Annotated in this window: 19 protein-coding genes and 1 pseudogene; 6 read left to right on the top strand and 14 right to left on the bottom strand. The window is 44.0% G+C overall.

Annotation, left to right across the window (positions count from 1 at the left end; all coding sequences use genetic code 11):
• Positions 1 to 4 precede the first annotated feature (4 nt).
• The gene (locus ACH5Y9_RS01205) at positions 5 to 2,689 is read right to left on the bottom strand and encodes a DUF499 domain-containing protein (RefSeq protein WP_445368209.1); all 2,685 of its coding nucleotides are present in this window, start codon (positions 2,687 to 2,689) and stop codon (positions 5 to 7) included.
• Positions 2,690 to 2,870: 181 nt separating this feature from the next.
• On the opposite strand from ACH5Y9_RS01205, the gene ACH5Y9_RS01200 reads away from it, so the two are divergent.
• The gene (locus tag ACH5Y9_RS01200) at positions 2,871 to 3,176 is read left to right on the top strand and encodes a hypothetical protein (protein ID WP_445368208.1); all 306 of its coding nucleotides are present in this window, start codon (positions 2,871 to 2,873) and stop codon (positions 3,174 to 3,176) included.
• Positions 3,177 to 3,250: 74 nt separating this feature from the next.
• Positions 3,251 to 3,769: a hypothetical protein gene (locus ACH5Y9_RS01195; protein ID WP_445368207.1), complete on the top strand. Its 519-nt coding sequence runs from the start codon at positions 3,251 to 3,253 to the stop codon at positions 3,767 to 3,769.
• A 207-nt stretch (positions 3,770 to 3,976) separates the two neighbouring features.
• Here ACH5Y9_RS01195 and ACH5Y9_RS01190 read toward each other — a convergent pair whose 3' ends face one another.
• The 3 genes from ACH5Y9_RS01190 to ACH5Y9_RS01180 all read right to left on the bottom strand — a co-directional run bounded on the left by ACH5Y9_RS01190 (position 3,977) and on the right by ACH5Y9_RS01180 (position 8,861).
• Positions 3,977 to 4,990, bottom strand: coding sequence for a YagK/YfjJ domain-containing protein (locus ACH5Y9_RS01190; protein ID WP_445368206.1), 1,014 nt, complete (start codon positions 4,988 to 4,990; stop codon positions 3,977 to 3,979).
• A 773-nt stretch (positions 4,991 to 5,763) separates the two neighbouring features.
• Entirely contained in the window at positions 5,764 to 6,654 is an 891-nt protein-coding gene (locus tag ACH5Y9_RS01185) for a ParB/RepB/Spo0J family partition protein (protein ID WP_445368205.1), read from the bottom strand.
• A gap of 239 nt (positions 6,655 to 6,893) precedes the next feature.
• Positions 6,894 to 8,861, bottom strand: coding sequence for a DUF3987 domain-containing protein (locus ACH5Y9_RS01180; protein WP_445368204.1), 1,968 nt, complete (start codon positions 8,859 to 8,861; stop codon positions 6,894 to 6,896).
• A 1,312-nt stretch (positions 8,862 to 10,173) separates the two neighbouring features.
• Between ACH5Y9_RS01180 and tnpB the strand changes: the two genes are divergently transcribed.
• Positions 10,174 to 10,440 carry an IS66 family insertion sequence element accessory protein TnpB gene (tnpB, locus tag ACH5Y9_RS01175; RefSeq protein ID WP_445368203.1) on the top strand — a complete coding sequence of 89 codons (267 nt, stop codon included), beginning with the start codon at positions 10,174 to 10,176 and terminating at the stop codon, positions 10,438 to 10,440.
• A 35-nt stretch (positions 10,441 to 10,475) separates the two neighbouring features.
• Here tnpB and ACH5Y9_RS01170 read toward each other — a convergent pair whose 3' ends face one another.
• From ACH5Y9_RS01170 to ACH5Y9_RS01130, 9 genes and pseudogenes are all read right to left on the bottom strand, one after another.
• Positions 10,476 to 11,324, bottom strand: coding sequence for a DUF6387 family protein (locus ACH5Y9_RS01170; protein WP_445368202.1), 849 nt, complete (start codon positions 11,322 to 11,324; stop codon positions 10,476 to 10,478).
• Between the two features lie 20 nt (positions 11,325 to 11,344).
• Positions 11,345 to 12,391, bottom strand: coding sequence for a tyrosine-type recombinase/integrase (locus tag ACH5Y9_RS01165; protein WP_445368201.1), 1,047 nt, complete (start codon positions 12,389 to 12,391; stop codon positions 11,345 to 11,347).
• A gap of 795 nt (positions 12,392 to 13,186) precedes the next feature.
• Positions 13,187 to 15,547 carry a hypothetical protein gene (locus tag ACH5Y9_RS01160; RefSeq protein WP_445368200.1) on the bottom strand — a complete coding sequence of 787 codons (2,361 nt, stop codon included), beginning with the start codon at positions 15,545 to 15,547 and terminating at the stop codon, positions 13,187 to 13,189.
• A gap of 21 nt (positions 15,548 to 15,568) precedes the next feature.
• Complete coding sequence (locus tag ACH5Y9_RS01155) at positions 15,569 to 16,867, bottom strand: hypothetical protein (protein WP_445368199.1); 1,299 nt, start codon at positions 16,865 to 16,867, stop codon at positions 15,569 to 15,571.
• A 431-nt stretch (positions 16,868 to 17,298) separates the two neighbouring features.
• A pseudogene (locus ACH5Y9_RS01150) lies at positions 17,299 to 18,341 on the bottom strand (IS630 family transposase).
• Positions 18,342 to 19,102: 761 nt separating this feature from the next.
• Positions 19,103 to 19,366 carry a transposase gene (locus tag ACH5Y9_RS01145; protein WP_445368198.1) on the bottom strand — a complete coding sequence of 88 codons (264 nt, stop codon included), beginning with the start codon at positions 19,364 to 19,366 and terminating at the stop codon, positions 19,103 to 19,105.
• 24 nt (positions 19,367 to 19,390) lie between these two features.
• Positions 19,391 to 19,528, bottom strand: a complete 138-nt coding sequence (locus tag ACH5Y9_RS01140; protein ID WP_445368197.1) for a hypothetical protein — start codon at positions 19,526 to 19,528, stop codon at positions 19,391 to 19,393.
• The gene (locus ACH5Y9_RS01135) at positions 19,495 to 19,701 is read right to left on the bottom strand and encodes a hypothetical protein (RefSeq protein WP_445368196.1); all 207 of its coding nucleotides are present in this window, start codon (positions 19,699 to 19,701) and stop codon (positions 19,495 to 19,497) included. Before ACH5Y9_RS01135 ends, ACH5Y9_RS01140 begins: the two co-directional genes overlap by 34 nt.
• A gap of 37 nt (positions 19,702 to 19,738) precedes the next feature.
• Complete coding sequence (locus ACH5Y9_RS01130) at positions 19,739 to 20,008, bottom strand: hypothetical protein (protein WP_445368195.1); 270 nt, start codon at positions 20,006 to 20,008, stop codon at positions 19,739 to 19,741.
• A 547-nt stretch (positions 20,009 to 20,555) separates the two neighbouring features.
• Here ACH5Y9_RS01130 and ACH5Y9_RS01125 point away from each other — a divergent pair.
• Positions 20,556 to 21,206: a hypothetical protein gene (locus ACH5Y9_RS01125; protein WP_445368194.1), complete on the top strand. Its 651-nt coding sequence runs from the start codon at positions 20,556 to 20,558 to the stop codon at positions 21,204 to 21,206.
• Between the two features lie 229 nt (positions 21,207 to 21,435).
• Entirely contained in the window at positions 21,436 to 23,346 is a 1,911-nt protein-coding gene (locus tag ACH5Y9_RS01120; protein ID WP_445368193.1) for a hypothetical protein, read from the top strand.
• Between the two features lie 650 nt (positions 23,347 to 23,996).
• On the opposite strand, the gene ACH5Y9_RS01115 is transcribed toward ACH5Y9_RS01120, so the two are convergent.
• A complete protein-coding gene (locus ACH5Y9_RS01115) occupies positions 23,997 to 24,512 on the bottom strand; it encodes an SOUL family heme-binding protein (protein ID WP_445368192.1) in 516 nt (171 codons plus the stop codon).
• Positions 24,513 to 24,749: 237 nt separating this feature from the next.
• Here ACH5Y9_RS01115 and ACH5Y9_RS01110 point away from each other — a divergent pair, with 237 nt between their 5' ends.
• Complete coding sequence (locus tag ACH5Y9_RS01110) at positions 24,750 to 25,400, top strand: transglycosylase SLT domain-containing protein (protein WP_445368191.1); 651 nt, start codon at positions 24,750 to 24,752, stop codon at positions 25,398 to 25,400.
• Positions 25,401 to 25,405: the final 5 nt, after the last annotated feature.

Raw genomic sequence — 25,405 nt, 5'->3', positions numbered from 1 at the left:
TGCTTCAATCCTTTTCCAAATCCAGAGAGTATGTGATTCCGTCAGGCAGCTTTTTTAACAGTTCTTGCAATTGCGCGCCGGTCAATTTGTCGATAGACACCTTGCATCCATAGACCTGACTTCCGGCATTGATTCCCCAGCCTTCCAGTTTGCCAAGCAGATTTAACGAGGACGTTGCAGGGGCATTTAGTCGCATCCTGTCTCGAACCCCTGAGTTGGTTCCGCCGAATAAACCTAAACCGGTCGGCTCGCTGCCATTATTGCCGGTTGTTTTTTCTCCAGGGCTAGGATTTGTTGTGGGTGGTTCCGGTGGATTTACAGGCGGCACGACGACACCGCCACCACTAGAAACGGTCGTGCCGGGTTCGTGAAGGGTAGTTTCTTCCAATTGCCTGCCCGAAGCCAATCGGCCTTTCATGCGTTGCCAGGCTTCATCCTCGCTTTCACCAGGTCGTCTTTCCAGTAGCTCCCTTCCCAGCAAGTTGATCGCAATGGCGCCTTGCGCACATAGACGAATAATTTTTTCTTTCGCCTCAATTTCGCCCAGCCAGGGTATCGATGGTTCACCGCCTGATTTGGGCTCTTTCAATTGTTTCAGTACTTCCGCTACCGAATCATTTCTTTTTGCATTGTCTGCAACAAGCTCTTTAAATTCCTCCGGTATAAACAATTCGCGCTGTATGTGTTCTTGGATTGCAGACAAGATTTTGCTGCCTTCCGCGTTGTGGCTTGTTGTGATGAACTCACATTTTTGTGGATCGGCAAAATTCCATATCTCAAGTATTGCAAACCGATCAAAGCGTTTATTCAGTTGGTCGCGCAGTTCCTTTTGATACTTGATGTGCAGGCTTGAGTATTCCGAATCGGCCTTTTTCCATTGCGCAGCTAAATACACGGCACGAGCGAGCACCAGCAATGATTTGTCGTAAAACACGTTTTCCAAAGCTCGTTGAGCCAATAAAAAACGCACGGTATTTCGGTTTTTGGGTACGTAGGTTTTCAGCCATTTACCCAATTCCGCATCGCTGACATTGCTGGATGGAACGACGATTACTGGAATGCGGTTATCCCAGTTCTGTGGCTGATCCCGCTCATCAATGTCGCTCCATGGGTCAGTGTTCCAACTCCGTTTGAGAATAAGCACCCGATAAGTTTGCGACGCATCACCGGAACCAGCCAAAACATAGCGAATTTCGTCCGCCAAGTAGTTTTGATCTTCACCTTTCTCGAACAAGCGATCATTTTTGGCATGCGCCATTAATTTGGCTTGCGGATTTTCTTCGTTCAGGAAGATTAAGCGATTGCCTTTACGGTGAATGTTAAAGCTGTTCTCTTCAATTAAAGCGAGTTCTGCCTGGAACTGGTTGTCGTCAATAGGCTTATGGCGAGTGATGTCTACTTGCAGTTCGTGCGCTTCTGCACCGGCCATGGATTCAATCGACAATGAACGAAGCCAGAGCGAGCTTAGTATCGGTTCCAAATACTTCGTATGGTTACCTAGACTGGTCGTTGCATCTCTGACTGCTTCATAGTTGCGTAATGCCTTGTCTCTGAGGCTACGCTGCATTTGATTGGCAACTGAATCCAGCAACGAAGACACGCCGCTGTTTTCATTGGTAATGGAAAAATCAGCAGCGGTGATGATCGGTGAGTCTTTACCAGCTGTTTTAAAGACATCAACTAAGATTCTCAGTAAATCCCGTGTTTCTTGGGTTTCGGTCGCGATCAACACTTGGTCATCAAGCAGCTTCAGCAAATGTGGTGCGTAAGGCCATGCATCAATGAATTCCTGCTTTACCTTCTCATGATCAGCGCCGGAAATATGGTTGAGCCGCAGGTATTCATTAAGGTGGTTGACGATGATGTTTTCTATGTCGCTTTCGTTGATCTGCATCCGATTTTCAAACAGCCGATACAGTAATAGCTTTTGACGATCTTTTTTGGCTTGCGGACCTTTGAAGTCGATCCGTACAGGGTTGACGCGGTAGATTTGCTGGGCTGCATCGGATACACCATCCCTAACCGACACCACCAACGCCAGCAATTCAGGATTCTTCTCAGCAATTTCCGAAAGAATCTGAATGAAGTTAAAAGCCCAGTTTCGCCACGGGTATTGTTTATTGTTGGTGAGGCCTTCGTACCAGGTCTGGAATTCGTCCAGGATCAGCAGTGTAGGTTGCTGTTGAAACAATTCGACCAATAGTTCATAGCCAGGTACCTCGGTTTTCTTATCGCCTTGACCTTCCCATTTACCTTTGATAAAGGTGCCATGAGGGTGTTTTTCAAATAACAAGTCCCAAAGAAACTTGTAGTTGTGGAGATGCAAGCTCTCGACGATGACATTCATGTCTGTGCGGAGAGCAAGACTTGCTATGGCCGGGTTAGCAAGTCTTAAAGACCAATCATCGAGCCAATTGCGACCGGCGGCGCTGTCTTTGAGCATGTGGGACAACGCAGCCATCAAGTGCGATTTACCTTGGCCACGTGCGCCAATGATCACGGTAGGTCTCGATTTTCCAGGCTCTACTGCTTCAATGGTTTTGAGCAGATCGATAGATGGGTAGGTAATGTTGAGAAAGTCACTGGCAGACTTATCTAACGCGCCCGTACCATGCCGATTGGTAAAATCGATGGTGGTTCCACTTAATCGCTTTCCTGTGAATTCGCTGCGTAGGTTGAGGCCAAGCATCCTGTTTCCTTAAATTAGACGTTTGGGCGGAATTTTAATGGACAGCGACTAATTAAACCAATCCAGATGGTTATTAGGTCGATTTAGTCTTGTCATTTACAGGTTTAAAGTACACAAAAGCAGGCTACTTAAATCCAAAAAAGTTAAACTGATCGGCCAATTCGATTACATTTTTTGTTGCATGCCAGAAACGACATACAAACAAGCGACCGGCTTAATCCGCGAAGCCGAGAAAATCAGCAACCTACCGGTTCGAGTAACTTGGGACTATACGCTGCAAGTGGGTGCAGTCCTGCATTTGAGCGAAGCGCAATGGTCAAAACAATTACGGATTTCGGTAAAACCAACTCGTCCGGATATTCCCTATCTGGTTGGTGTGCAATGTGCGCTTGCGATTCGCTTTTACACGCAACGCGAACAGCGGCATTTGACCGCTTCGCAAGTCAGCCGGGATAAAGCAGTCAGTGAATTTCGCGAACTGGGTTAGCCCCCAACGATCAGTATGCACTACGCACTGCCGGGTATATTGCATCGAAGCTCAACGAACCAGAAGCCGCTGCTTTGCTGGAAAATGCGGTTAGAGCAGGGCCTAATGACCCGATCGCGCTTTTAGCCTTGGCAGAAAACCTACTAGCCACCCATCAAGACGAAGCCATCAAAAAACGCGTGGCCGCTTTATTGACACAAGTGATTGACGTCGCTCCCGCTTCAAAAGCGGCAGAGCGAGCTGAAGAAATCTTGCGAACCCTCGCTTACGACAAATTCCGCCAAACCGGTTCACAGAATCCGCAAGCAGTTGAGTACTGCTTGCAGGCATTAAAAACGTTTCAGGGCATGACGCCTCAAGAAGTAGCGGGTGTGGCCATGGAAGCTGCGGCATTGGGACAAAGCGGATTGGATGTTAATAATCCCAATAAAACTTATCAGCTTCGCGCGGTTCCCGGCAATTACACGGGACTGCAGGTGGTTTGCTTTATGTATGTTGCCTTGGAACAAGTCGCGCCCGGACAGGATATTGGGTTTGATCTCAAGGCAGAATTCGAAGAGGCGTTGAGTTTATTCAAATCCGGCAATCACTAATCCTGGGTTCACTTTGTGTTTTTATTGGGTTAGTACCACCAGAAACCAGAGCAGATAATCCGGCATTTGCTTAATAAAGTATTGCTGGGTTTTGGTGCAGCACTATTTGTTGCTAAAACCCGGAGCAGTGCTGAAATGACGTTGGCATCCATAAGAGATACAGATGCCAACGGCAATCAAGGTATCATGTGTATTAGTCACGACTTATTACGCCGCTCTTGGTCGACCAACAGTTCCAGTTCTGGGAGGTAGTATCTCACCTCGTCCGAAGGTTCTGCCGTTATCCTGGGTCAGCATACGCACGTAATGATCGACTTTGATCAGATATGCAGCAGCCTGTTTCAGATTGTTGATCTTCTCGACATCGCTATAGTGGATCATGCCGATACCAAGATGGTGATAGCCGGCCTTATTATCGTTGCAGTTCCAGTAGGAACCACGTCCATTGGTAATAACCCATTGCCAGTATTCACCGATCTCCCAAGCACGGTAGACATCGTTTTTGACCTGAGAACCATCAAAGAACAAGACCAAGTGGTAATGGTATCCCCGCTCAGGTCCGTACTCCAAGGACCAAATATAGCCGAACTTATCATCGAACAGGCTGTTCATCTTGGCGTTGTTCAATAGATGTTTAAAGTCATGTTTCGCCTGCCAGTACTTCTTCTCGATGTCATTTAGACTCATGATGGGACCATCCTCATACAAATCCAATCTAATCACAACCAATCGGGAGTAATGCTCGAACAAGGAGTCGATATAGCGCATCATCCCTTCATGGTTTTTATTCGCGGTACGATGAGCCTTATTGATCAAATCTTTGAACTCGAAGGTGCCGGTGACTTCCAGTATCTGCATGACAAAGGTTTTCATTCGAATGATGAGGTCTAACATCACTTCATAGTCGACACCCATCTGGTACAAGCTGTTTGATTTTTTAAGCGATCGTTGATGTTCTATCGCTGATCGAAGACTACAGTCCAAAGCGTTATTAACGAATATGCTTACATAGGGATGAAAGCCATGGATCGGAAACTCTTCTTTGATCTCGTAGAGATAGTGTTCGACTAGGGTCTCGATCGATTTCGCTAACTGAGTCGGTTGCACCTGTAACAAGCCATTACCCTGATCTGTGACGATGTAAAGCGGGTCATTAGTTTGACTGATGATGGTTTGTGTCAATTGGCTGATTTGAGCGAGTTGATTGCTTAAGGTGTTCATAATAAACCTCTTGGGTTAAATGGATTTAGTTATGAACCTGCGCTGGCTTGATATTGAATCGATGGATTGTTTTGTGCAATCCATCTTTCTAAAAAACAAGTAATCATATGAGAGACTGATAGTGCTCTTTATTTGATGTATTAGTTTTTTAGAGGGGGGCTAGTAATCTGAGTGTTTAGAGTTATAGAGATATGTCAGTTAATATGGGCTTGTGGGGAATCTATTATTAATAACATATAATACAAAACTCTATCGATTCAAAAATCCCTAGCGCTCATTGGTAACAAAAATTATTTACTCTTGAATTGTAGTAAAAATAAAATCTGTTTTTTATATCTAGTTAGTGCAAGTCCATACTATATGCATAACTATAATATTCTTCCCATTATCCAGAAGGCATCCCCGATTATTGTCTGCATTACAAAACAATTGATTGATTAAGCAGCCATGAAAATTCGAATCAGATTTGCTGAATCAAATACCCCTAAAAGCAATCCGACATGATCGACGCAGTACAGCATATTCAATCATGAAGCGACCAGTCAGGGTCAGCGGCGGTTTTAGATTGAAAATCCATGCATGCCCCAAAAATTGCCTGCTAAATCCGCTAATTTAGCGGTATTAGCAGGTGAATATATATGGGCTCTATCAAAAATGTATGGTTATGGTTACGACTTTTGCTCAAAATAGCAGGTGCTGAGCTAGACATTGCTCTGTTCGTAGCGATTCAGCTAATGTCGTTGGAAGTACAAAAGATTTTTCGGGTTAATACCTCAAACGGTGTCGCAACTTGCGACACTTTTGGGTTGTTCGCCAAGTATTCCCCGGATGAAATTAAGAATTTGTTCCTGCTGTTGTTCATTAATCCCGTCAACATTCAGCTGAACCGTCCAGTACTTTTCAGTTTGGTTTACCCGTCCAATTTGACTGCCATTTTCATTCAGGAGAACGTTTTCAGTGGCAACTTGATTTAGCTCATAGACGTCCTTGAGTGCTTTAATAACAAACCGAGTAATATGGGTTTGCTGGAGCTTGCCAGCCTTGAGCAACCCCCAAGCTGTTTCTAAAGATGCAAGCACTACGCTGGAATTTTGATGATCATCCAATATTTTTTTAATCTGAACTGCTGCGGTTCGCGATAGTAATGTTGGATCACGATTCAAGTCGTTTAAGATGAAATCGGGTAGGCTGTCGAAAGCCAAAAAGCGATACATGTCGGTACGATTAATACCAATCGCTTCAGCGAGGTTTGTTTTGCTCGGAAATTCATTCTCTATGCTTCGAATTGCCTTACCGATTTCGTAATCACTCAAATCCTCCCGGACTATATTTTCTGCCAAGGCATAAATTGCTCGGTTCTGATCATCAACTGTTATCACTATCGCTTCGATCTGTTGCTTATTCAAAATACGATAAGCTCGCCATCGCCGTTCGCCTGCGATGAGTTGAAAACGGTCCGCTTTTTTTTGAACATTGATGGGTTGAAGTAAGCCTTTTTCTCGGATTGACTGTACGAGACTCTCCAATGATTCTTCGGAAAAAAGTCGGCGTGGTTGATCAGGATTCGGATCGATCAGATTCACATCAATCAGGCAATGGCGCCCCTTGAGGGCGGTCTGAAAAGAATAATTAGCGAATGGTTCTTTAAAGTTATGATTTATCATGTTTCGGAAAAATAATGATGGGTGGCTATGTGCGGCTCATTCCGCTAAGGTTGCCGGAATGAGCCGCTCTAATGCCGGAGATATTGACTAGGCAGCCAAAACTATTAAGCCGCTGACTCCCGCAGAGGCTAAACTGAGCCCCGGCGAAAAGCATGTATTTTTTAACGCCGTTTTATAAAAAACGGCGTTTTACCTAGAAAACCTAGGTTTTTTGGCATTTTTGCAGATGCAATGTTTTTTTACCGGCAATTAGGATTAAATTGAACAGGGTTTTTAAAATACTTACCGTTGATGTCTATCAGGAGCACGTGGTGTTGCGCAAGATAATCAAGCGCCCGCTGAATGGCCTTTCTAGGCTCTTCCATATCCTTGAACGGCTTTACTTGTTGCAACCGTTTTTTAAGCTCTTGAACTGTGTAAGCGCCATTCTCGCCCTTGCCAACAAATACGTTGTAGACAGCGGCCAGTTGCGCCACATCACTGATTAATCCTTTGCGTTCGCAGTAATTTCTCACGCCAGTTATCAGTTCATTGAAAATGTTGATCGCCATTACGACAAACTCATTTGGTATAAATGGGTCATCCAATTCACTTTCAGGGGGGTTATCCGTATGGAGTAGAAACAAATTCGATGCTATGCCCATGATTTGCATTTTTGTTTTGCCAACTACCCGTTGCAAAATAGGATGGGATAACTCTGCACCAGGCCGCATCTTATATTCTAATTCCTGCTCGAAGTTTCCAATATGTCGCCAACCGTCGTCAGATATCCTTAAAGTAATTAGTAAATCGTGACTTAATGCGTTTTCGTCATCGATATAGATTTTAAAAAACTCACACCTTTTTGCGTACAGTTCAAGAATGTGTTCACCATTTATTTTGTCGGTAACTCTGTCGCGGTAACCAATAGATGATGGTTCGCAAATCATAAGAAATCGTTCAGATAACCCAGTTTCTTCACTGGCGGCTAATAATTTCCCAATTACGCCCTCTTGAGCAAAGCAGGCGATAGCGCCACGAACTTGACCACTGTATGATTTACTGCCAATACGATTACTATTCACATAACCACCTTCGCGTGCATTAAGAAGCAAATCGTTATTATTATTTTTGGGACCAGTACGTAGCCCTAAAATTGAATTAAAAAATCCTTGCTCTGACGTGGCAGCAAAAAAGAACCCATCAGTAGTCGTTAACATCGCGTCTAATGCTGCAGGGGTGACATTGGTTATCGGCATCATGTTTTGCAATCGATCAAAATGTTTCTTAAGCTTCTTAATAAAGTTATTCGTTACTTCAATTTGTTTCTTGTAGGTTGCTTTCTCTTCTTTGGTTGTACATCCAGCTAGAGATTCTTTGAGTTCATCGCTTATATCTTTGTAAATTTTAATACTAGATTTGAGTTCAGAAATCTTTGGTTCGATCATATTTTTTAAAGGTTCTAGTAGCATTCCAAGGGCAAGTGATTTACCTGTACCAGAACTTTGTTCTAAAGCTGCATACAAACCAATTGAAACAGTGCGTCCATCTGGATAAGAAACTTGGTAACGCTTACTAGTGATGCCACTCCATGCGCTCAAAGTAAGCAGAATAATTGTACTATCAGCAATGTCATTTCTGTAGCTAATATATAAAGATAACTTAGAAACCAACGAATCTTTGTCGTGAATATGAGTTGCCAGATTTAAATAATATTTTGGCGCTGAGTTGTCTAACATAAAATCAATATCCATTGTCGGAGACGGATAGGTGTTATAGCGCGGAAGAGGAAGAGGGGGCGGTGGTGCTTGATACTGATATGCTTGATATTGTTGATTTTGAAATGGCTGTAGCTGAATTTGTGGTTGGGGTTGAGACTGAGCTTGTAATTTAGCCATATTAATTCGCGGGTCTGATTCCCAATTCAGTGCTTTGTATACATCCCTATCGTTGTAGAAATGTGCATAAATGTCAAAAGCATGGTCAAGTAAAAAACCATCGAAAGTGTGAATTTCAATAATGCCTCTTAGGTTGTCGAATTTGATAGAAATCGTCGGACCATTGTGGTGATAATATCTAGACTGGAGAATACTCCCTAAATATTCAAATTGTAATGAATTGTTGTCTGCTATAAAGCCCAAGCCTATTAGTAGGGCATGGATACTATATGCGTTATTGAAAATTTCTATTTTCTGACCATACATATGGTCTACAGGTTTTTCGTACATAAATATTTTCTCAAAATAGTTAAATTAAAATTATGCATGGCGAACCGAATCTATTTTTAGAAGATTCATAGTCGCCGCTTGAATTGGATTGATCGCCGAGTATTGACCGTAGATATTTGGCCATGAAAGTTGATTGATTTATCTTTTAAAATATGAAAAGCGATTGCCGAATAACCAACCTAGGCGGCATATACTTTTTCTCTAGGTTTCAACGGAAATGACGCTAAATTTCCGATCATTAAAGCGATAGTCTCGCGTTCGAATCTCTCAATCCCCCACAAATAACAAGAACATACACATTTATTTTTTATTGATGATTTTCCTTTTTTAAAAAATCGTTTAATGTTAGAAATCGCTCCGCATGAAAAACTGACTATCTGTGCCCGATATTCCAAATCGGTAGTCAGTTCCATGCCCGCGAAACCTATAGAAATTAGGCTCCTCTACGATTGGCTAAACAGGTAATAAATGTCGGAATGTGGACCAAAAATTTCCTAGCATTAATTTGAACGAAGGCCGTCTGGAATCCGTTGGATTTTCGATTTCTAAAGAGCCATTCGAATTCTGTGGGTTTCAGCGGATTTTCTGAACGCGATTTAAATACTGCGATTGAGCAGTATTCGTCCAACCCGTAGTTAATTGGTTTTTCTTGCATTTTGCCTCCTTGTGGCGGTACATGATGACTAGTTTTTCATAAAACTAGCGGGGATCAATGGACCGGGAATCACCTGTTTTTCGGTCCGGTTCTGGCATTTAGAACTTCGGATGCGCAAACTTGCGTTCGATTGATTTTGTTGTTTTAGGAAATGTTGGCTTTCAGCAGGGTCACGGAATGCCGATTAGCGGCAAGAATTTTGGAGTCGAAATGATGGTAATGCGGGCGAAAAGACTTGATCGAGCATTAATCTTACGTCGCGTTCAAGTTGATCGTAACGGCCTATCGGCGCCACGTATGCATCTCCCTTAATTTGTTGCATCCTTTGATTTTTTCATCAGGAGTGGATATGGCCGTCACATCGAAATGGCGTCAGCATATAGACGCGTGTTAGAGCAGTGGTTTATCGTAGCGGGAGTACTGCGCGCAGCAACAGATTGATTTCCGCACCTTCACTGCCCGATTGAGCGAGTATCAAAAATTGCCTACCGTGGATTCAGTCGGTCTAAAACCGATTCACATTGAATCGACCGGTGTTGACCTGATCGTCTTTAAACACGCTCAAGGCCATCAGCTTGAATTTCGTCCGACCGGCTGGGTGGCGGAGTTGTTGCGATGTCTGGCTTGATCGAGTATCCGGCACGGATTTAGTTGGCGGTGGAGCCGGTGGACATGCGGCGTGGTCTGGATGGCTTGTCGGCCATTGTGCAGCAGAGTCTGGGTTACTCGCCCTGTGCCGGATCGGTGTTTATCTTCCGTAACCGGGCCGGCGCCCGATTGCGACTGTTTCTGTGGGATGGCAATGGCGCGTGGTTGTGTAAGCGTCGTTTACATCAGGGCAGTTTGAGGCGGTGTTTGCGATGGCTTCAAGCCGAGACTCAAGGTGGCACTCGTCATGATGATAGTGCGTCTGATCATGGCTGAGACTGTTTATCTTTTGTTGTTCGTGATAAGAGTTCCTACTTTGTCGACGATCTGCGCAATTGCCGCTCTATAATTCGTGCCACATTTGTTTCTATAATTCGATTGGCCCAATCTTTAGTCGATTTTCTAACACGATCACGAGGATCGTAGCCCTTAATTGGATCATTTGGAAACAACAGTTTTTCAACCATTTGGCCTCTAAAATCATGCTCATCATTACCGCCATAAAGCCACATAAATTTTAAATCTAGATAAGGAATGCATTTTAATTTGACCCAATTTTTTAATTCCTTTGTTTTAATTTCTGTTACTTTAGGTGTATATCTATCTTTAGGCTTGAGAGTCTCACGAACCGACGCCAGCCAATGGCTGAAATCCTCTTTCAGAACTTCATCAGTCGCATTTAGATCAACCGAGATTTCGAATTGACTATACTTGCGACGCTTTAAGATCTCTCGCCTATTTATTGCATGCGGCCTATTTGCTAACTTAGCAAGTTCTCTATTACAGTCCTCTTTATGCCAGAAGCTTTCCCCGTGCTTACATGCCTCTACTAGCTCTTTGTTATCAAATTCGTGTTTAAATATCTTCCATAATTGCAAGGAAGTAATACTTTTCACGCTAGATTCACTACGTTTCGCGTCACGTTGCGTAAATGCCTCGGAAAAGCCTAGACAGAGATATGATCCTCTCCCCACAAAACCGTTCTTTATTCCATTTATCAAATTTTCTTCAAAACAAGATTTCAAACCAGGCGCGTAATTAATTAAATAGTGCATTAACGTCCTAATTTGAAGTTGCCATTGCCAATCCTCGAGAGACATAGATGCATATCTGTCGTAATTATTTAAATTAAACCAACTAAAATCAGAATCATTAACCATAATAAAACCTGTCGACTATGCTAAACGCCTAAGTTAAAAGCCTTATTCATAGTTTCATTTAAAATAGTACTTTTATGCTCCGTGCACAGATGAGCATAGCGGTCAGTACTGATAAGGCTTTTGTGTCCTAAAATTTCCGCTATTTCTTTTAGGGTTCGACCGGCGCGCGCCAGCGTCGACGCTGTATCGTGTCGCAAATCATGCCAACGAAAGTTTTCAATCTTGGCGGCCTTTAAACAAGCAGCCCATTGTTTACGAAAATCGAAGGGCTTGTCAGGATTTGCAGGTGATGGAAATAACAAACTGCCACCTACCTCACGAAATTTCTTCATCTCTTCGATAGTGACGGAGGGAATTGGCGTGTGACGCGGCTGTCCGTTTTTGGTGTCGGCTAGCAAAGCTAGGCCTTTGTCGAAGTCAATATCGCACCAGCGTAATTTATCCAATTCTCCTTTGCGCATGCCAGTGGTCAGCGCCATCAGGACTTTCAGATAAAACTTGCCGCCAATGACCTGAGCTGCTCGAATTAAGCGCGGCTTCTCTTCGTCGGATAGATAGCGGACAACTTTATTATCTAAAGTAAGGGAGCGAACCTTTTTACAGGGATTTTCGTCAATATACTGCTCTGAAACGCGATCATCCTCTTGCTGTCGAGTGGCAAAATCCATGATGGAAGAAAGTACCGCAAGATGTCGATTATAGGTGGCTGGTGCCAGTGAGCGTTTTGATTTTAGTTTAAGACGGATTTCGTCGGGAGTAATGTCAGGTAGAATGACTTTGTTGAAATGATCGACCCACCATTTAACCAACCGGGCGCGGTCGTGATCTTTTCCTGTCCACCAAGCCATGTATTCATCGGCGAGACGGTCAAAAGGGATAGTGCAGGGACGTATGCCTTTAGCGTCGTATTCTTGGTGCTCAAGAACCGAACGAGTACCCCATGTCCGGGCATCTTGCTTGCGTCGAAATGTTTTGGTTTTGATGCCCTTACCAGATTTGGTAAGAATGGTGCGATAACGGGTTTCGCCGTTTTTTAGATCAATCTTGATGATATGAAAATTTAGCATCTGTGCTTCCTCATGTTTGAGGCTAAAAACAGGACTACTAGTAAAATCACTGTAGTCGGTGGTTTTAGTACACAGTTACTAAGGCTCTACTTCCTTGTAAGCCCTTGAATTTAAAACTTATTCAGTGGTGGGTCGTGTGCGATTCGAACGCACGACCATCGCATTAAAAGAGCTGCATTTAACAAATAACCTATTGATATACAACAATATTTAACAAACAGCTCTCACGTTGCAATGCATATTTGTACCTATTGTTGATTATTGGTTTTACCCAAGATTTACCCAGCGAAGATCACTAAAAGAGCAAATTTCCAATCAAAAAAATTCGAATGAAAGCTAGATATAATGATCCTTGCAATGCTATTGATTCTTTTTCAACAGAATTTAAGCTGACGAACAACTACAGATTTTCTATAAATCTGTGATAGTAGAATCATAAAGCGCGTTGTACCATCCTCATTTCCTAGTGATCTCTTTTTTGATCGTCCAAATACCTTGGACTTCTCAATCAGCAACCATTCAACTGCAACGACAGCGGACTTAATAGGTGCGTTAGCTGATGATGGCATTGTTATTCGATTGCTGTCGAATACAAAGCAGAAAAGTGAATACACAAGGACCCCGTTTAACCAGAAATTCTTTAATCTCAAGCAGAAGAGTCTTGACCAAGAATTTGGATATTTCAGCAAAGGAAAATTTAACAACTGAGACCTTCACTATTTAATCTAAGTAAAAACACCGATTAAATTAGTTTAGTACTGTAGCCTAAAGAAACCTTCTTTCGCGTTTTATGTATCAATCCATCATAAGACGATTTAACCTGATCATTATGCCTTCTCGTTCAACAAAGGCTTCCCAAATACCCGTATTACCTTTACGATCAATAATGAGTGTTGTGCGCGATTCCTCGTCACTGGCGATAACGCGCCAAACATCAATCTCATGGTCAGATTTCCCATTATTCCATGTTGACTCACGCACCTCGATATTCACCGGAATTTGACGGGCGAAATTGTTAAATTGCCCAGGATCAGAGACCTCAATTCGAGCGAACTTTCCTTGAGCGGCTGACAAGTCTGCTGCGGCAATTCGAAACATCCATATATCTTCAAGCTCTATATACCGAGTATCCATAACGTTAATCTTGGCATCGTGAGTCTTTTTTCCAACGAAAACATTGACTTCGGCTTCTCCGCCAGAAGTAAAGGCAACCTGACTCTCTAAGTTTCCGATGCCTCCAGGTATCTTTGTCGTAACAGTAGCCCTTGTTGGTGTGACGCTGTCAGACGCATACATTGCGATTGTTTTGGAAATCACATCTTCGCCTTTGGCAACCGACTGCTCGACGATCCAATAGTCTTTATCTTCAGTGAACGTCACTGTCATCAAACGGTCCGCAATCACGCTACCGGCTTGCTCGATAGAGACCTGGAAGCTGAGCTCTTCGCCGGGAGTCCAATTGGCCTTTGGAATCGCGTAAATTGGATTGAAATCAGATTCGCTATACGTCGGAAGGTCAACCCTATCTGGATTGTGTGGGAACGGATCTATATCTGGTTCATCGGGGGGCTGCGGCGTATCGGGCAGAGGCGGTGGCGGAGCGGGAAACGAGCCACTGTTAAATATCAAACCCAATTGCAACTCACCTCCACGATTGTCCTCAACTTGTCGTATGGCAGCTCCGCCGATGATGATACCAAGTTGTTTAACAAACTCGTCGCGGGACAGATCCAAGAGGCTGAACTCCTCGTCTTTCGAATCCCCTGTCACGAAGAGGACGGCGCGAAGGACCCGGTAGATTGCGTTAATGACGATGGTGAGAATTGAACTCATGAAGAGATCAAGCGGGGCTCCAACAATCCACCCAAGCACATCACCTAAGAGATCGAAGGTACCGCAGACCAACCAACCAATGATAGGAATCTTGCAATATTTGTCTTTTATAAACAGCCTGCGAATTGACCGTAACCATCCCTTAAATAACTCGGCAAAGTAACCTCTGTAGTCAGTAACCAGGAGTAACAACCAACTTTCATAAAACTCTTGGCTTGGTCGGATCTTGAGGGATAAGTTTTTATCGTCTGAATTGATATACGGTAAAAACTTTCCAATATACCTACTTAAGGTGTCATCTACTGGTAATGGAAACCAAGGAGTGCGAACCCATGCACCAAACACCTCGACATTGATACGAATTTCAATCAGACCGCCAAAGTAGACCTGGCCGTCAAATTGATCCTCGCCGGGCTTCAAATCTGCCCTTATTCGAGAAACATGGAAATTTCTAGAACGAACCTGGAAAGTCGTATTGTCTTTTCCAATCGAGATTGGGATGTCGGCAATCGGAAGTAACCCCAGTAGCCGCCGAAGTCCGATTTCACTTATACCCAAACGTAGATCATCGTTTCCTGAGACGTCGGGAAACGCAACATCTCCCGATGCCTGATTACCAAGAGTGAGATAGAACTGATTGTTCCGGATATACAAATCTTTGCCTGGCAACCGTCCCAGCGGCCCAAGCTCAACCAAATCATCAAAGTCTGGAAGCGGAAACTCCGTTACAGTTTTCTTGAGCCCATCTTTCAACCAAAGATCAATCAAAAAATTCATGATAGCTCTGAAAGCGCGTGCTGTTGGTCCATCATCATCGCCCGGCAACGCTAAGCGGCTAACGGAATGTTCTCCAGTCTCAAGAGTTAGACCGGCAATAGCCTCACCAACCAAGCGTACAGATTCAGGGTGATCTCCTTCTATCTCAGTTACATCGAACCAGGGAAGACCATTTTTCTTAGTTAGCAGTCCTATAACGTAGCCGTGCGCACGTTTGACGATTTGTCCCCCCGCCTGAGCCACGAGTTTCAGACGAGTTATGGATCCATGCTCGGAGTCGGTTAGGGTAAACACAACCTTGATTTGCATCAGGAATGTATCCTCGACAAACTCGGGGCTATCTGAAACGGGATAGAAATTGAAACTAATCGGTTCATTGGTAACAGCATAAAAAGTCAGAAATCGATTCGAACCAATAGGGATTTCTTCACGGAATGCGAATTTCTCTGGCTGAACCTCTCTCAGTCCCGCGCTTATCTTATTGATGCCAGTCTCGTGGAGAGCCAATCCAAATTCTGAGTGGTAGGAAACATGATGTGTCGCCATAGTATGATCCCCTTCAACTTATTACTGTTTTACAACTGCAGTTAACTTAACAAAAGTTGGTGCGTTTTCAGCCGGTGTGGAATCCGCTTCAACACCAACGCTTATGTCATTATGCCCATGACCATTGATGGCGAGTTTTGGCCCGTTACGAGCAGAATCAACCACACCAATATCATTTATGGGCAATAATTCAACAGTATGTGTGGAAGTAAACTTATGCGAATGTATCTTATTTCCCCCAAGCACGCCCATTGGTTCATCGCTTAACAGTGCCTTGACGTAGCGATTTTCAATCGATCCATCAAATTGTGTAGAAAGCAAATCCCATCCGTCTGGAATTTTATTGTTCGCAAGCAACAGGACCGTGCCGGTTGGAAGCTTTGCATACTGCTCTGCTTGGATAAAGCGAATGCCGATAAATTGTGGCTCGTTTGCGACTTCGTTGACAACCGTTGTGCCTCCTTTCTCGAGTGATTCATGCTCGTGGATTCTGGCCTGAAACTGAGCGATTGGCAGTCTGGGCGAAGTGATATCGCCGGCGAATGCCGGACGATCCTGGTTTGCTCCGGCCTTCCAGGTATGCGTGTGCTCTATATTATGGGTGTGGTTAGTATCCCCTTGCGCACCAGCTGGTGGTGTAATGCTAAGAAACCGCTCGCGTAGGTCCGGGGTCTTATTGGCACCGTCGCACCAACGCCATCCTTCTGGTAAGTCTCTGCCAATGTACCCCACGATTAAACCTTCCGGCATTGAGTAAGAGAAAAGACCGTCGAACAGAAATGCCGACAATCCATAGCTTTTCGGCCGCCCTGACGTGAGTGTTGAAGTTCCTGGCGAGGTACTTACACTGACCAATGCGTGAACATGCTGACCGTCTGCGACCGTTTCCTTTATACCTAAAGGCCTTTCAAGCATATTCGTTGCGCCAGACCGCCCTTCGTGCACGTGCCCAATTCCGTGGCTATGCATCTCAACACCACCTACCGTGGGCAAGATCGCAGTTGCGCTGACCATCAACATTCTGCCCATCCATCCATCCGGCACCGCCGTAACCTTACCCTCATAGCTTCCAGGATTGGGCTTGTCAAAAAGCAAAACCGCATCACGTGGAACCGCGCAACCAGCAAACATGATCAAATGTGCATATAGAACCAATAATGAAAGTTTATTCATATACTCCTGCCAGGAAAAAGAGAATATAGGTAAATTTCGAAAAGCGTTTGAGTTCTTAGATATCATAATTTCCTTATTCTTTGCACATCTAGTTTCTTTAAATTCGGCAACATTAATTTTTACTTGTTCTATTAGGGTATTGCGCAAAGCCAGAACATTTCTGGCTTTCCAGTGTTGCCGAAACAAAAGTATTCAAACTTCAAAGGACCGAATCAATAAGTTATAAGTATAACGACCGCAAAACTGTGTGACCACAATGAATTTACGAAATTTAAGGATTTTTTGGTTCCGTAAATCATTAAAACTTGATTTGAAATCGCTGTTGGATGCAACCATTTTGCCGGCTCTCACATCACTGATGCATATCGCTCAAGTCACAGCTTTTTTCAGCGCAATCTTCTAGACCAGTTGTGCTGTTGGTGCTGGGGATTTATGAGTGGCTTAGGTTTTATCTGGGATTTTGTAACAATACACAGCTGCTTCGAAGCGCTTTGTCTGGTTTGGCGAAAAATAAATAAGCAAAGGGCAATACAAACGCGCAGAAAAAGCAGGCTCACTGTTCAATTGCAATCAAGTGCTTAATTTCGTAAGTTAACGCTAGTGTTTCGTAGTTGCGCACCGCGAACCTCACTTTTTCGCCATCGAAAAGGCGTTTCCGTTGTGTTGTAGGCGGCGATAAAATCTTCAATAGCTTGGCGTAAGGCAGCGATGTTTTGAAAACTTGCTTCCAGCAAAGCTTTGCGAGCCAAAATGCCAAAGCAGATTTCCACCTGATCTAACCAACTGGCAGAGGTTGGCGTGAAGTGGAAATGGACGTTCGAATGCTGCACCAGCCAAGCATCGCATTTTTTGTTGGTACAGTAATTGTACAGAATCACATGCAATTCTTTACCCTCCGGCGTCACTGCGACAACCGTGTCCATAAACCCCAGAAAATCTTCACGGCGTTTGGTCTCGATAATCTGGGCGGTGACTACCGGTCGCGACCTGCAGAGCCGCAAACAAGTTGAGCGTCCCATGACGCTTTTAGGTGCTCTTGAAGCCGCGCGCAATTTTGCCGCTGTCGCTCTCAACGTACCCGGTCGTCCACTCCAAGGCTTCGATGCTGGGTTTCTCATCGACGCTGATGACCAAGGCATTTTCGGGCGGACTAAGATACAGGCCGACAATATCCGCCGCCTTGACCGCAAATTCTTTGTCGGTACTGAAACACCAGGATCGTTGTCGTTGCAGGCATATTCCTTCCTTGCGAAGCACGTGCCAAACAGCATACCGAACCACCCACCGTTTCGGCCACAGAGGAACCATCCCATACGGCTTGCCCCTTCGGCGGCGAATGATCAAGGGTCCCCAAGACACGCTGCCGGAAATCTTCACCATACGCCTTCGGAGCGCCCCGGACGAGATTCGCCCGATGCCCGGCTAGCCCCTGATCCAGGAATCGGTCTAGCCATTTGATGACCGTATTGACCCGCGTTTGGCATTTTACCGCAACCTTTTGAACCTACTCGCCATCAAGACAACCCAGAATCATCCGGGCTCGCTCTACTACGCGAACTTCATCCGTCTGGCTCGCCGCACGTCGTTACAACTCCGCTCGTACTTCCGCGGAACACTTAATTTTGGGGCTATTCGTGACATCCCTCAAGATTACTTTATTGGCGCTTAATAACGCAACTCGAAACACTAGTAGAGTAACTCGCATCATAAATCCCCGAAAGTAGACTCCGCCAATTCATCCGCAAAATATCCTTCACCATTGCATGCGTAAGAGAAGCCAAATAAGGGACCTTCCAACGGTCCTAAGATTTGATTGCAAATTTATTATGCGGTTGCGGCCTCTGTTTGTTCGAATTCATTAAGCTTAAGGTGCTGGATTCGGCGAGTGTCGGCTTCCGGCGAGCAAGATTGCTAGTCATCCCTGGCAAGCAAACGTGCCTACAACGCTACGTGATTGTCTGTGGCGGTCCTACCGTCCGTGTCACCCCGGCTTTGATCCAAGTGGGGGCAAAGCCTTGACTCTCACATGCCTCGACGCCGTTTCTCGAAGCCTTGCAGTTTTTATCGTCGAAAACCGCCCGGGGACGGCTTGCAGGACTAATCAACCTTCACTCGCTAACGCTTCGTTTCCAAGGTTTCGCAGCGTTGGATTCTGACCTGCAAGTTTTAATGATTCATGACATCAATCACCACATGATCGCACCTTGGAGTTGTCAACATAATGAGGATTAAAGAAAATAAAAAACAGTTAGGGAGCCTCTGAAAAACTGCCGTTTTGGGCGACAGTAGTTTCTAAGATTGGTCAAGGACTTCAATAATTGACCGTTTTTTCATCAAAACAGCTAGTTTTTCTCAAAAACAAGCACCTTTCTGAGCCAATTTTCAAATTTCAGCCGCAATGAGGCAGCGACGTTCATACGCATCACCGCACAGCACATTGGCAATCGCGGTCAAAAAGGTTAATCGGGCGGCGTTATTAGCTAAACCGCGATAGCGATTCTTTGCGTAACCAAAGCGGATTTTAATATCCCGAAACACGTGCTCGACTTTGGCCCGGCGGCTGGCGAGTTCGCGGGCGGCCTTACGCAGTAACTGGACCTCCTGGCTTTCGTCTTGGGTTAACTTGGCCAATTTGCCCGGACGCATCGCAATGACGCAGGCGGGTGGGTTTTAGGTCGGCATTTCGGGACGTTGGTCCAGGCCTTGAAAGCGGGCGTCACCGTGCACAAATTGCTCTTCGCCGTGCAGCAAATTGGCGGCTTCAGCCACGTCGCTCACGTTCCCGGCGGTGACTTTGAGCGTATGCACCAAGCCGGTTCTATGGTCGACGCCGCAATCAGACTGGCGTCGACGATGGTGCCGGCTTTTAAAAACAGCACGCGTTCACTCAGTGTTAGGTTGATGGCCTGAAAGATTTGTTCGGTTAATCCATGCCGTTCCAGCAAATTACGAAACTGCAAAATCGTGCTCTCATCGGGCACAGTCTCCAGGCGAATACCACAAAAACGCCGCAGGGACTCAATCTCGTACAGCGCCTTTGGGTATGCCGGGATCGGAGTAGCTGTAGACAATTTGCGCCACGTGCACGTGCACATGCAGCATGGCATTCAAGGCAAACGGCTTGCGGCCGCACCCTTTGCCGGAGTCATAATGCGGCTCAATCACCGCTCGCATGACTGACCACGGCAAAAGCCCATCGAGTTGGTTCAGAAACTTTTCCCGCCGGGTGACTTTGCCTTTGTTGGCGTATTCAACATCGGCAAAACTGAGCTGTTGATACTGTTCCATGCGCGTTATCTCGAAATCGGGGCTGTTGGTGAATTATATCGCTCGCCGGTAATTAATCAGAGGTTCCTTAGATTTTTAATTCAAGCCATAATAGTTGACAGGAATTAGCAACTTACCTGTCTGTCGATTAAGGTGGTGGCTCTCTGTTGACAGTCGGACTTGTGAATTTGTCAGGCTCCATATCCGACTATTAACTTTTTGCCAAGACGAAAGAACAGGACCAATCCATTTTTGACATATAAATTTCAATTTGCGGTGACTGGTAAAGCAAGATTCCTATGGGTTTAATGGAATGATGGCATAGTCTCTGAGGAGTCAGACTTTCGCTGAAATATTAAACGGATCGAGGAGTAGCTGGAATTGAATAATGATCTAGTTTTATCCATTAAATACTCGAATAATATTCATGAAATTAATTTAGGAAATGATATAAATAACAATATTATGAAATTGAGTTACGCATCCGATGCACCAGCTTATATCTTACTCATACCACTTCTATTTAGCGCGTCTATCGCGGTAAGAGAACAGCGTTTTTGACTAAAAAATGAAGAACAAATATTCACGTAGAAATTTAATTATACTTGCTTCCATTCTCTACGCTTGCCAAACAGGATGCGGAACTATAGTTAAGTCAGAATTTTCTTTTCACCCTGACACCTGCGAATTAAGTATATGTAATTCTGCAAATAGGAAAGCAAAAAATGAAAACGAGGTTGAAGTTTGTGCCTGTAAAACATGGAATGTATCGAATTTTAAAGTTTATAAGGAAGAGAAATACAGTTTTCGTGTGAAAGATGTTATCGAGCCTTGGCAAGATGGTGAGTTGCCAGCGAATCCACATGATGGATGGTTAGCGAATAAATTTTTTGGATGGATTGCATCCTTCCTGAAAAGGGATGGGGAAGCAAAGTGGTATCAGTTAGTAGGATCAATTGGCAAAGGCCAAAACGCACGCACATTTCTTCCTTTAAATTTTTATGGGGAAATTGACGATCAAAGTCTTGATGAAAAGATACATAATGAATATTTGTTTCCCAATAATCAATTTTTGACTATCGAACCTGATGAGGAAGATGCAGAACTTTATTTTTATGCCAACGACGCGGAGGGGCGATATATTAATAACAAGGGGATTTTAGTATTGGAAATAATCCGCACACCAATAGATAGGCAAAAAAATGAAATCCATGATTAATTCGATCGAGGTAATTTTTTCGTCCTTATTAAGCAGTTTCTTACACGAAAGCACAATTTTAAAATGGATAACACGGAAACATGTTATTAAATCAAAACATAAGCGAATATTTGGCAAGGCATGATCGCTTATTAGACTGTTGAAATCAGTTGTGTGGAACTGGCTTGAGATAAAAAAGAGATGATCTCAAGCGAAGAATAAAAAAATCAATAATCCATTAAAACACTCTATGTCAAATTTTAAAGTTTTTTCTATAATTTCGTTTGTTGTTTCTGTGTGCGGTTGTTCTCCGATCAATATTAATGTACCAAAGCAATCACTCGGTGATATTCAACATATTGAAAAGCTGTATCTCCAGCGTGATCCTTTAATGGGGTTGGCATTATCAGGAGGCGGGACGCGTTCAGCGTCTTTTAATATAGGGCTTATGAATGGCCTGCAAGATGGAAATAAACTTAATGAATTTGATTATATCTCTAGTGTATCTGGAGGATCTTACGCAGCTTTATGGCTTTTTTCAAAACTTTATTTGAATTCGACAGGAGTATCCTCTGGAGATCAACAATCGTTTTTCTTTAAAAAATGCTATAACGCACAAGCAAATATTAATAATGATTTAGAATGTTCATCTGATTCAATATTCTACAATGATTTCGTGCCGCATAAAATTGAAGGATTTAACGACTGTTACGAGCCTGACGTAAGAAACTATACTAATGGAGTTTACGAGGATATTTTTCATTATAGATTTCAACGCCACTTGACGAATAACTCCGTATTATTACGAGATGCATCGCAATTTTCTAATGAGATACTTAATTACCTTTATAACAGCGTAACTATTGGGAAGGTTTTCTTTGGTGGTGTAATACCAAAATTCATATTGGGCTGGACACCGATAGATCAAATCTTCCATACAAATCTAACTTTTGCCCCTTATATGTATCAAGCATCAGTTGAGCGAAATTATGGTCTTTATCCAAGTCCGGATAATATTAAGGGACTATTAGGTGAGGGATATGAAAATCAGAAAGAAACTATCCTTAGTCGGCAAATGGACAACTTGAGTTTTTCACAGTTAGCGGAGTTGGGCAACAAGAAATCAAAAACAAACTCGCCCATATGGCTTGTTAATGCAACTGTTGATGTTAACAATAGTTTATTTCGTTGGACTAATGCATTCAGTAATACACCCCCTATGCATGAGGCGGTATTTGAATTCTCACCTCTTTACTACGGGAATGACTCGCTTGGTTATGTACCATCTTCTGAATATACTGGTACGATTTCAAAAGCTGTACAGATGTCTGGCGCAGCAATGGATTCAGCAAATCCCCATAATTCTTGGTACCTTTCACTTCCATTAAGTTTGTTATCAATTGGTGATTATGCAAATTACGGAAATCAACATGTTTATCTAACCGATGGAGGACATTCTGATAATTTTGGGGCTTATTCTTTAATCAAACGCCGACTACCTATTATCGTTATTTCGGATGCAGAACATACAAGCGATGGTGTTCCTGAAGCGCTAATACGTCTTCGAGAGCAACTTGCCAATGAATCAGTAAAGATGAAATTCGTTCTGTACGATGAGGAACATAGACCCGTTCGCTATTATTTGCAGAATGATCCACAAGCAAAAATGCTACTTGGTCATCACGATTACAATTTGAATAACCCTCTACCATCAGTGCTAATCGGCGAAATATGCGAAACTAGTGATATAAACACATCAGAAATCTGTGATGACTCAGATAAGCACGTGTCCACTTTGTTTTATGTCAAAGCCAGAGCTGTTTCAAAATTCTATTTGAATGGAAAAAATGCGGATTCCGGCAAAAAGGGGGGGGCTGGTTGTGAAATAAAAGCATCTTCCTATGGACATTTAATGGAGTCGGACAAGGAAGTTGAGTGCTACCCCCGAGTGGTACGGCAATATATGGCTATATCTAGTTGTGAAGAAAATGGATATTGCTATACAGAGCAGTTTCCGGGTACATCTACTACTGATATTTTCTATGAGGCAAATCAATTTGATGCTTACTCTACATTTGGTAGACACATTGGACATCTTTTGGCTGACAAAATTAGAAAGTCTTGTGGTTCTGATACTAGTTGCGTAAAACCTAAATTTTAGTTAGTTTTTTCACAGATTTAATCTCGTGCGACCGTATAACTCAGTTTTACATCAATGGGATTTTTTATTGATTGCTATGGCACTGCTGGAGGCAATTGGTTGTTTGCCGGTGCAAGGTAGCAGCTCAAGATTACAAAAGAGTTGTCTTGAGTATAGATCGGCTATTCAATATGCAATTCGACAAACAACTTCTGGCCGACACCAGATGCAGAAGTTGCTTAATTTCTGGTTAATACGGAGCCTGATTGATTTATATACCACTTAACCTCCTAGCTTTGTTTGCGACTCAATCTGCTCCCAGATAAATGGTTCAATAAAAACTGTGCAATGCTTTTATGGCGCCAATTGTCTGGATCACGCGGGTATCGATTTTCGGAATGCACTTTTTTACACCACCAACCTGCTCATCGATCGTCACATGCCGATCTGATGAAATAGAATACAGAACTACCACAATTTCATCCGCATCCTAGAGAAATGCATTGGCGCAATCCCTCGCAATTGATGACTTGGCGATTTCGAGAAAAGCACAATCGACGTTCTCCAATTCCTGGCATCTGGCGCAGCAAAGCCGCAAGCGTTCTAATTTCTTCATTTGAGGCATTGAGTCTAATGCCGTGGGCCACCGCAAACAATGGGGGCGTAGCCGCTTATTCAATGTCAACATGAATTTCGTTGCGACGCAGTATGGGAATGGTCCAAGGTGGATCGTAGGCTGCAGAGCGTGGACACGAAATCGGCTTGAGTGATCGCTGGTTTAACCTATCCAGCAATTTTTGACTGTTGCGGGCAATGACGCCTTCGCTCAGCGATCCGCTATATTTCAACACGGCCACTTTTTTGGCCGACAGCTGTTTCAGCGTGACATCGGCATCGAGCGGAATGGGTAAGGTTTCCAGGCTATTACCCGCAGGCATGACAAATGACATGCGCCAATGTCGCCCGTCGGTTTGTTGCAGCACCGGCGCAGTCATCGCAATTTCTTCGGCGTCTGCTTCGCGAAGCACTGGCGTGGTCATCGCCATTTTTTCTCGTCGGATATTGCCACCGAAAATATAGGCAGCCAGCCGATTGAAGCCGATGCTGCCTGCTTCTTGGTAGTCGGCGGCGACTAGGGTTTCGGCCCACTCATAGAGAAGGGTATATGAGTATTTCGAACTCACCATCTCGCAACAGCATTTGATATTCGGGTTCCGGCGTATTTCTAATGCCCATCACGCAATGCATGGTAATAACTGGAAAGTACCCGTTATACCGTGCATAGCAAGTTGCAATGAGCATTCTCTTTGCATTCAGAAAACGCAAAACATCGTCGATTTGACCCTAAGGGTCGATTTTCAAACTGTTTTATCACCTGCCCGGCCTATACACTTCGAGCCGACTAATATGGATTCGCTCATGGCATGTATTCACACACTATCGATAAAACAACGTTGTCCGTCGGATTAAAGAAGTCGACACAATTTCATGGATTGATTGCTGTCTTGCTGACAATACTGTCGGGCTCCATTTGCCAAACTTGTGTGGCCAATGAAAATTCCCAGCATCGGCAAATTTTGACTCAGTCAAAGCCAAACCAAGGCCGATTACACAATACCCTCTGGGCGCAAGTCGCTAAACGACATCAACTAGATCCCTATGTCTTATATGCAGTCGCACTCGTAGAATCCCGAAAAGACGATGCTCAAAATCAGTCCAAACCATGGCCCTGGGCAATTAATCATGCCGGCAAAGCTATTATCCCAAAATCCAAACAAGAGGCTGTCAACGCCTTAAACCAATTGCTTGAATCGGGTGAACGAAGTGTGGATGTTGGCATGATGCAGGTCAACTTGCGTTGGCACGGGCATCGGGTAGCCAAGCCAGAAAATTTGCTCGATCCCAGGACGAACCTTGATGTGGGAGCGAGTTTACTTGCCGAAGCCATGCAATCCGCTCCGGAAAACAGGGCGCTCGGGGTTGGTCGCTATTACAGCTGGAAAAACCGGCAAGCGGCTATTGAATACGGACAGAAGGTCATTGCCCTGGCAGAGCAACTGCGATTTTTCATCTAGGCCAA

It is taken from the genome of Methylomonas sp. BW4-1, assembly GCF_052474385.1.
Note: the sequence above shows the minus strand (reverse complement) of the source record. Positions and strands in the feature narration are given on the sequence as shown.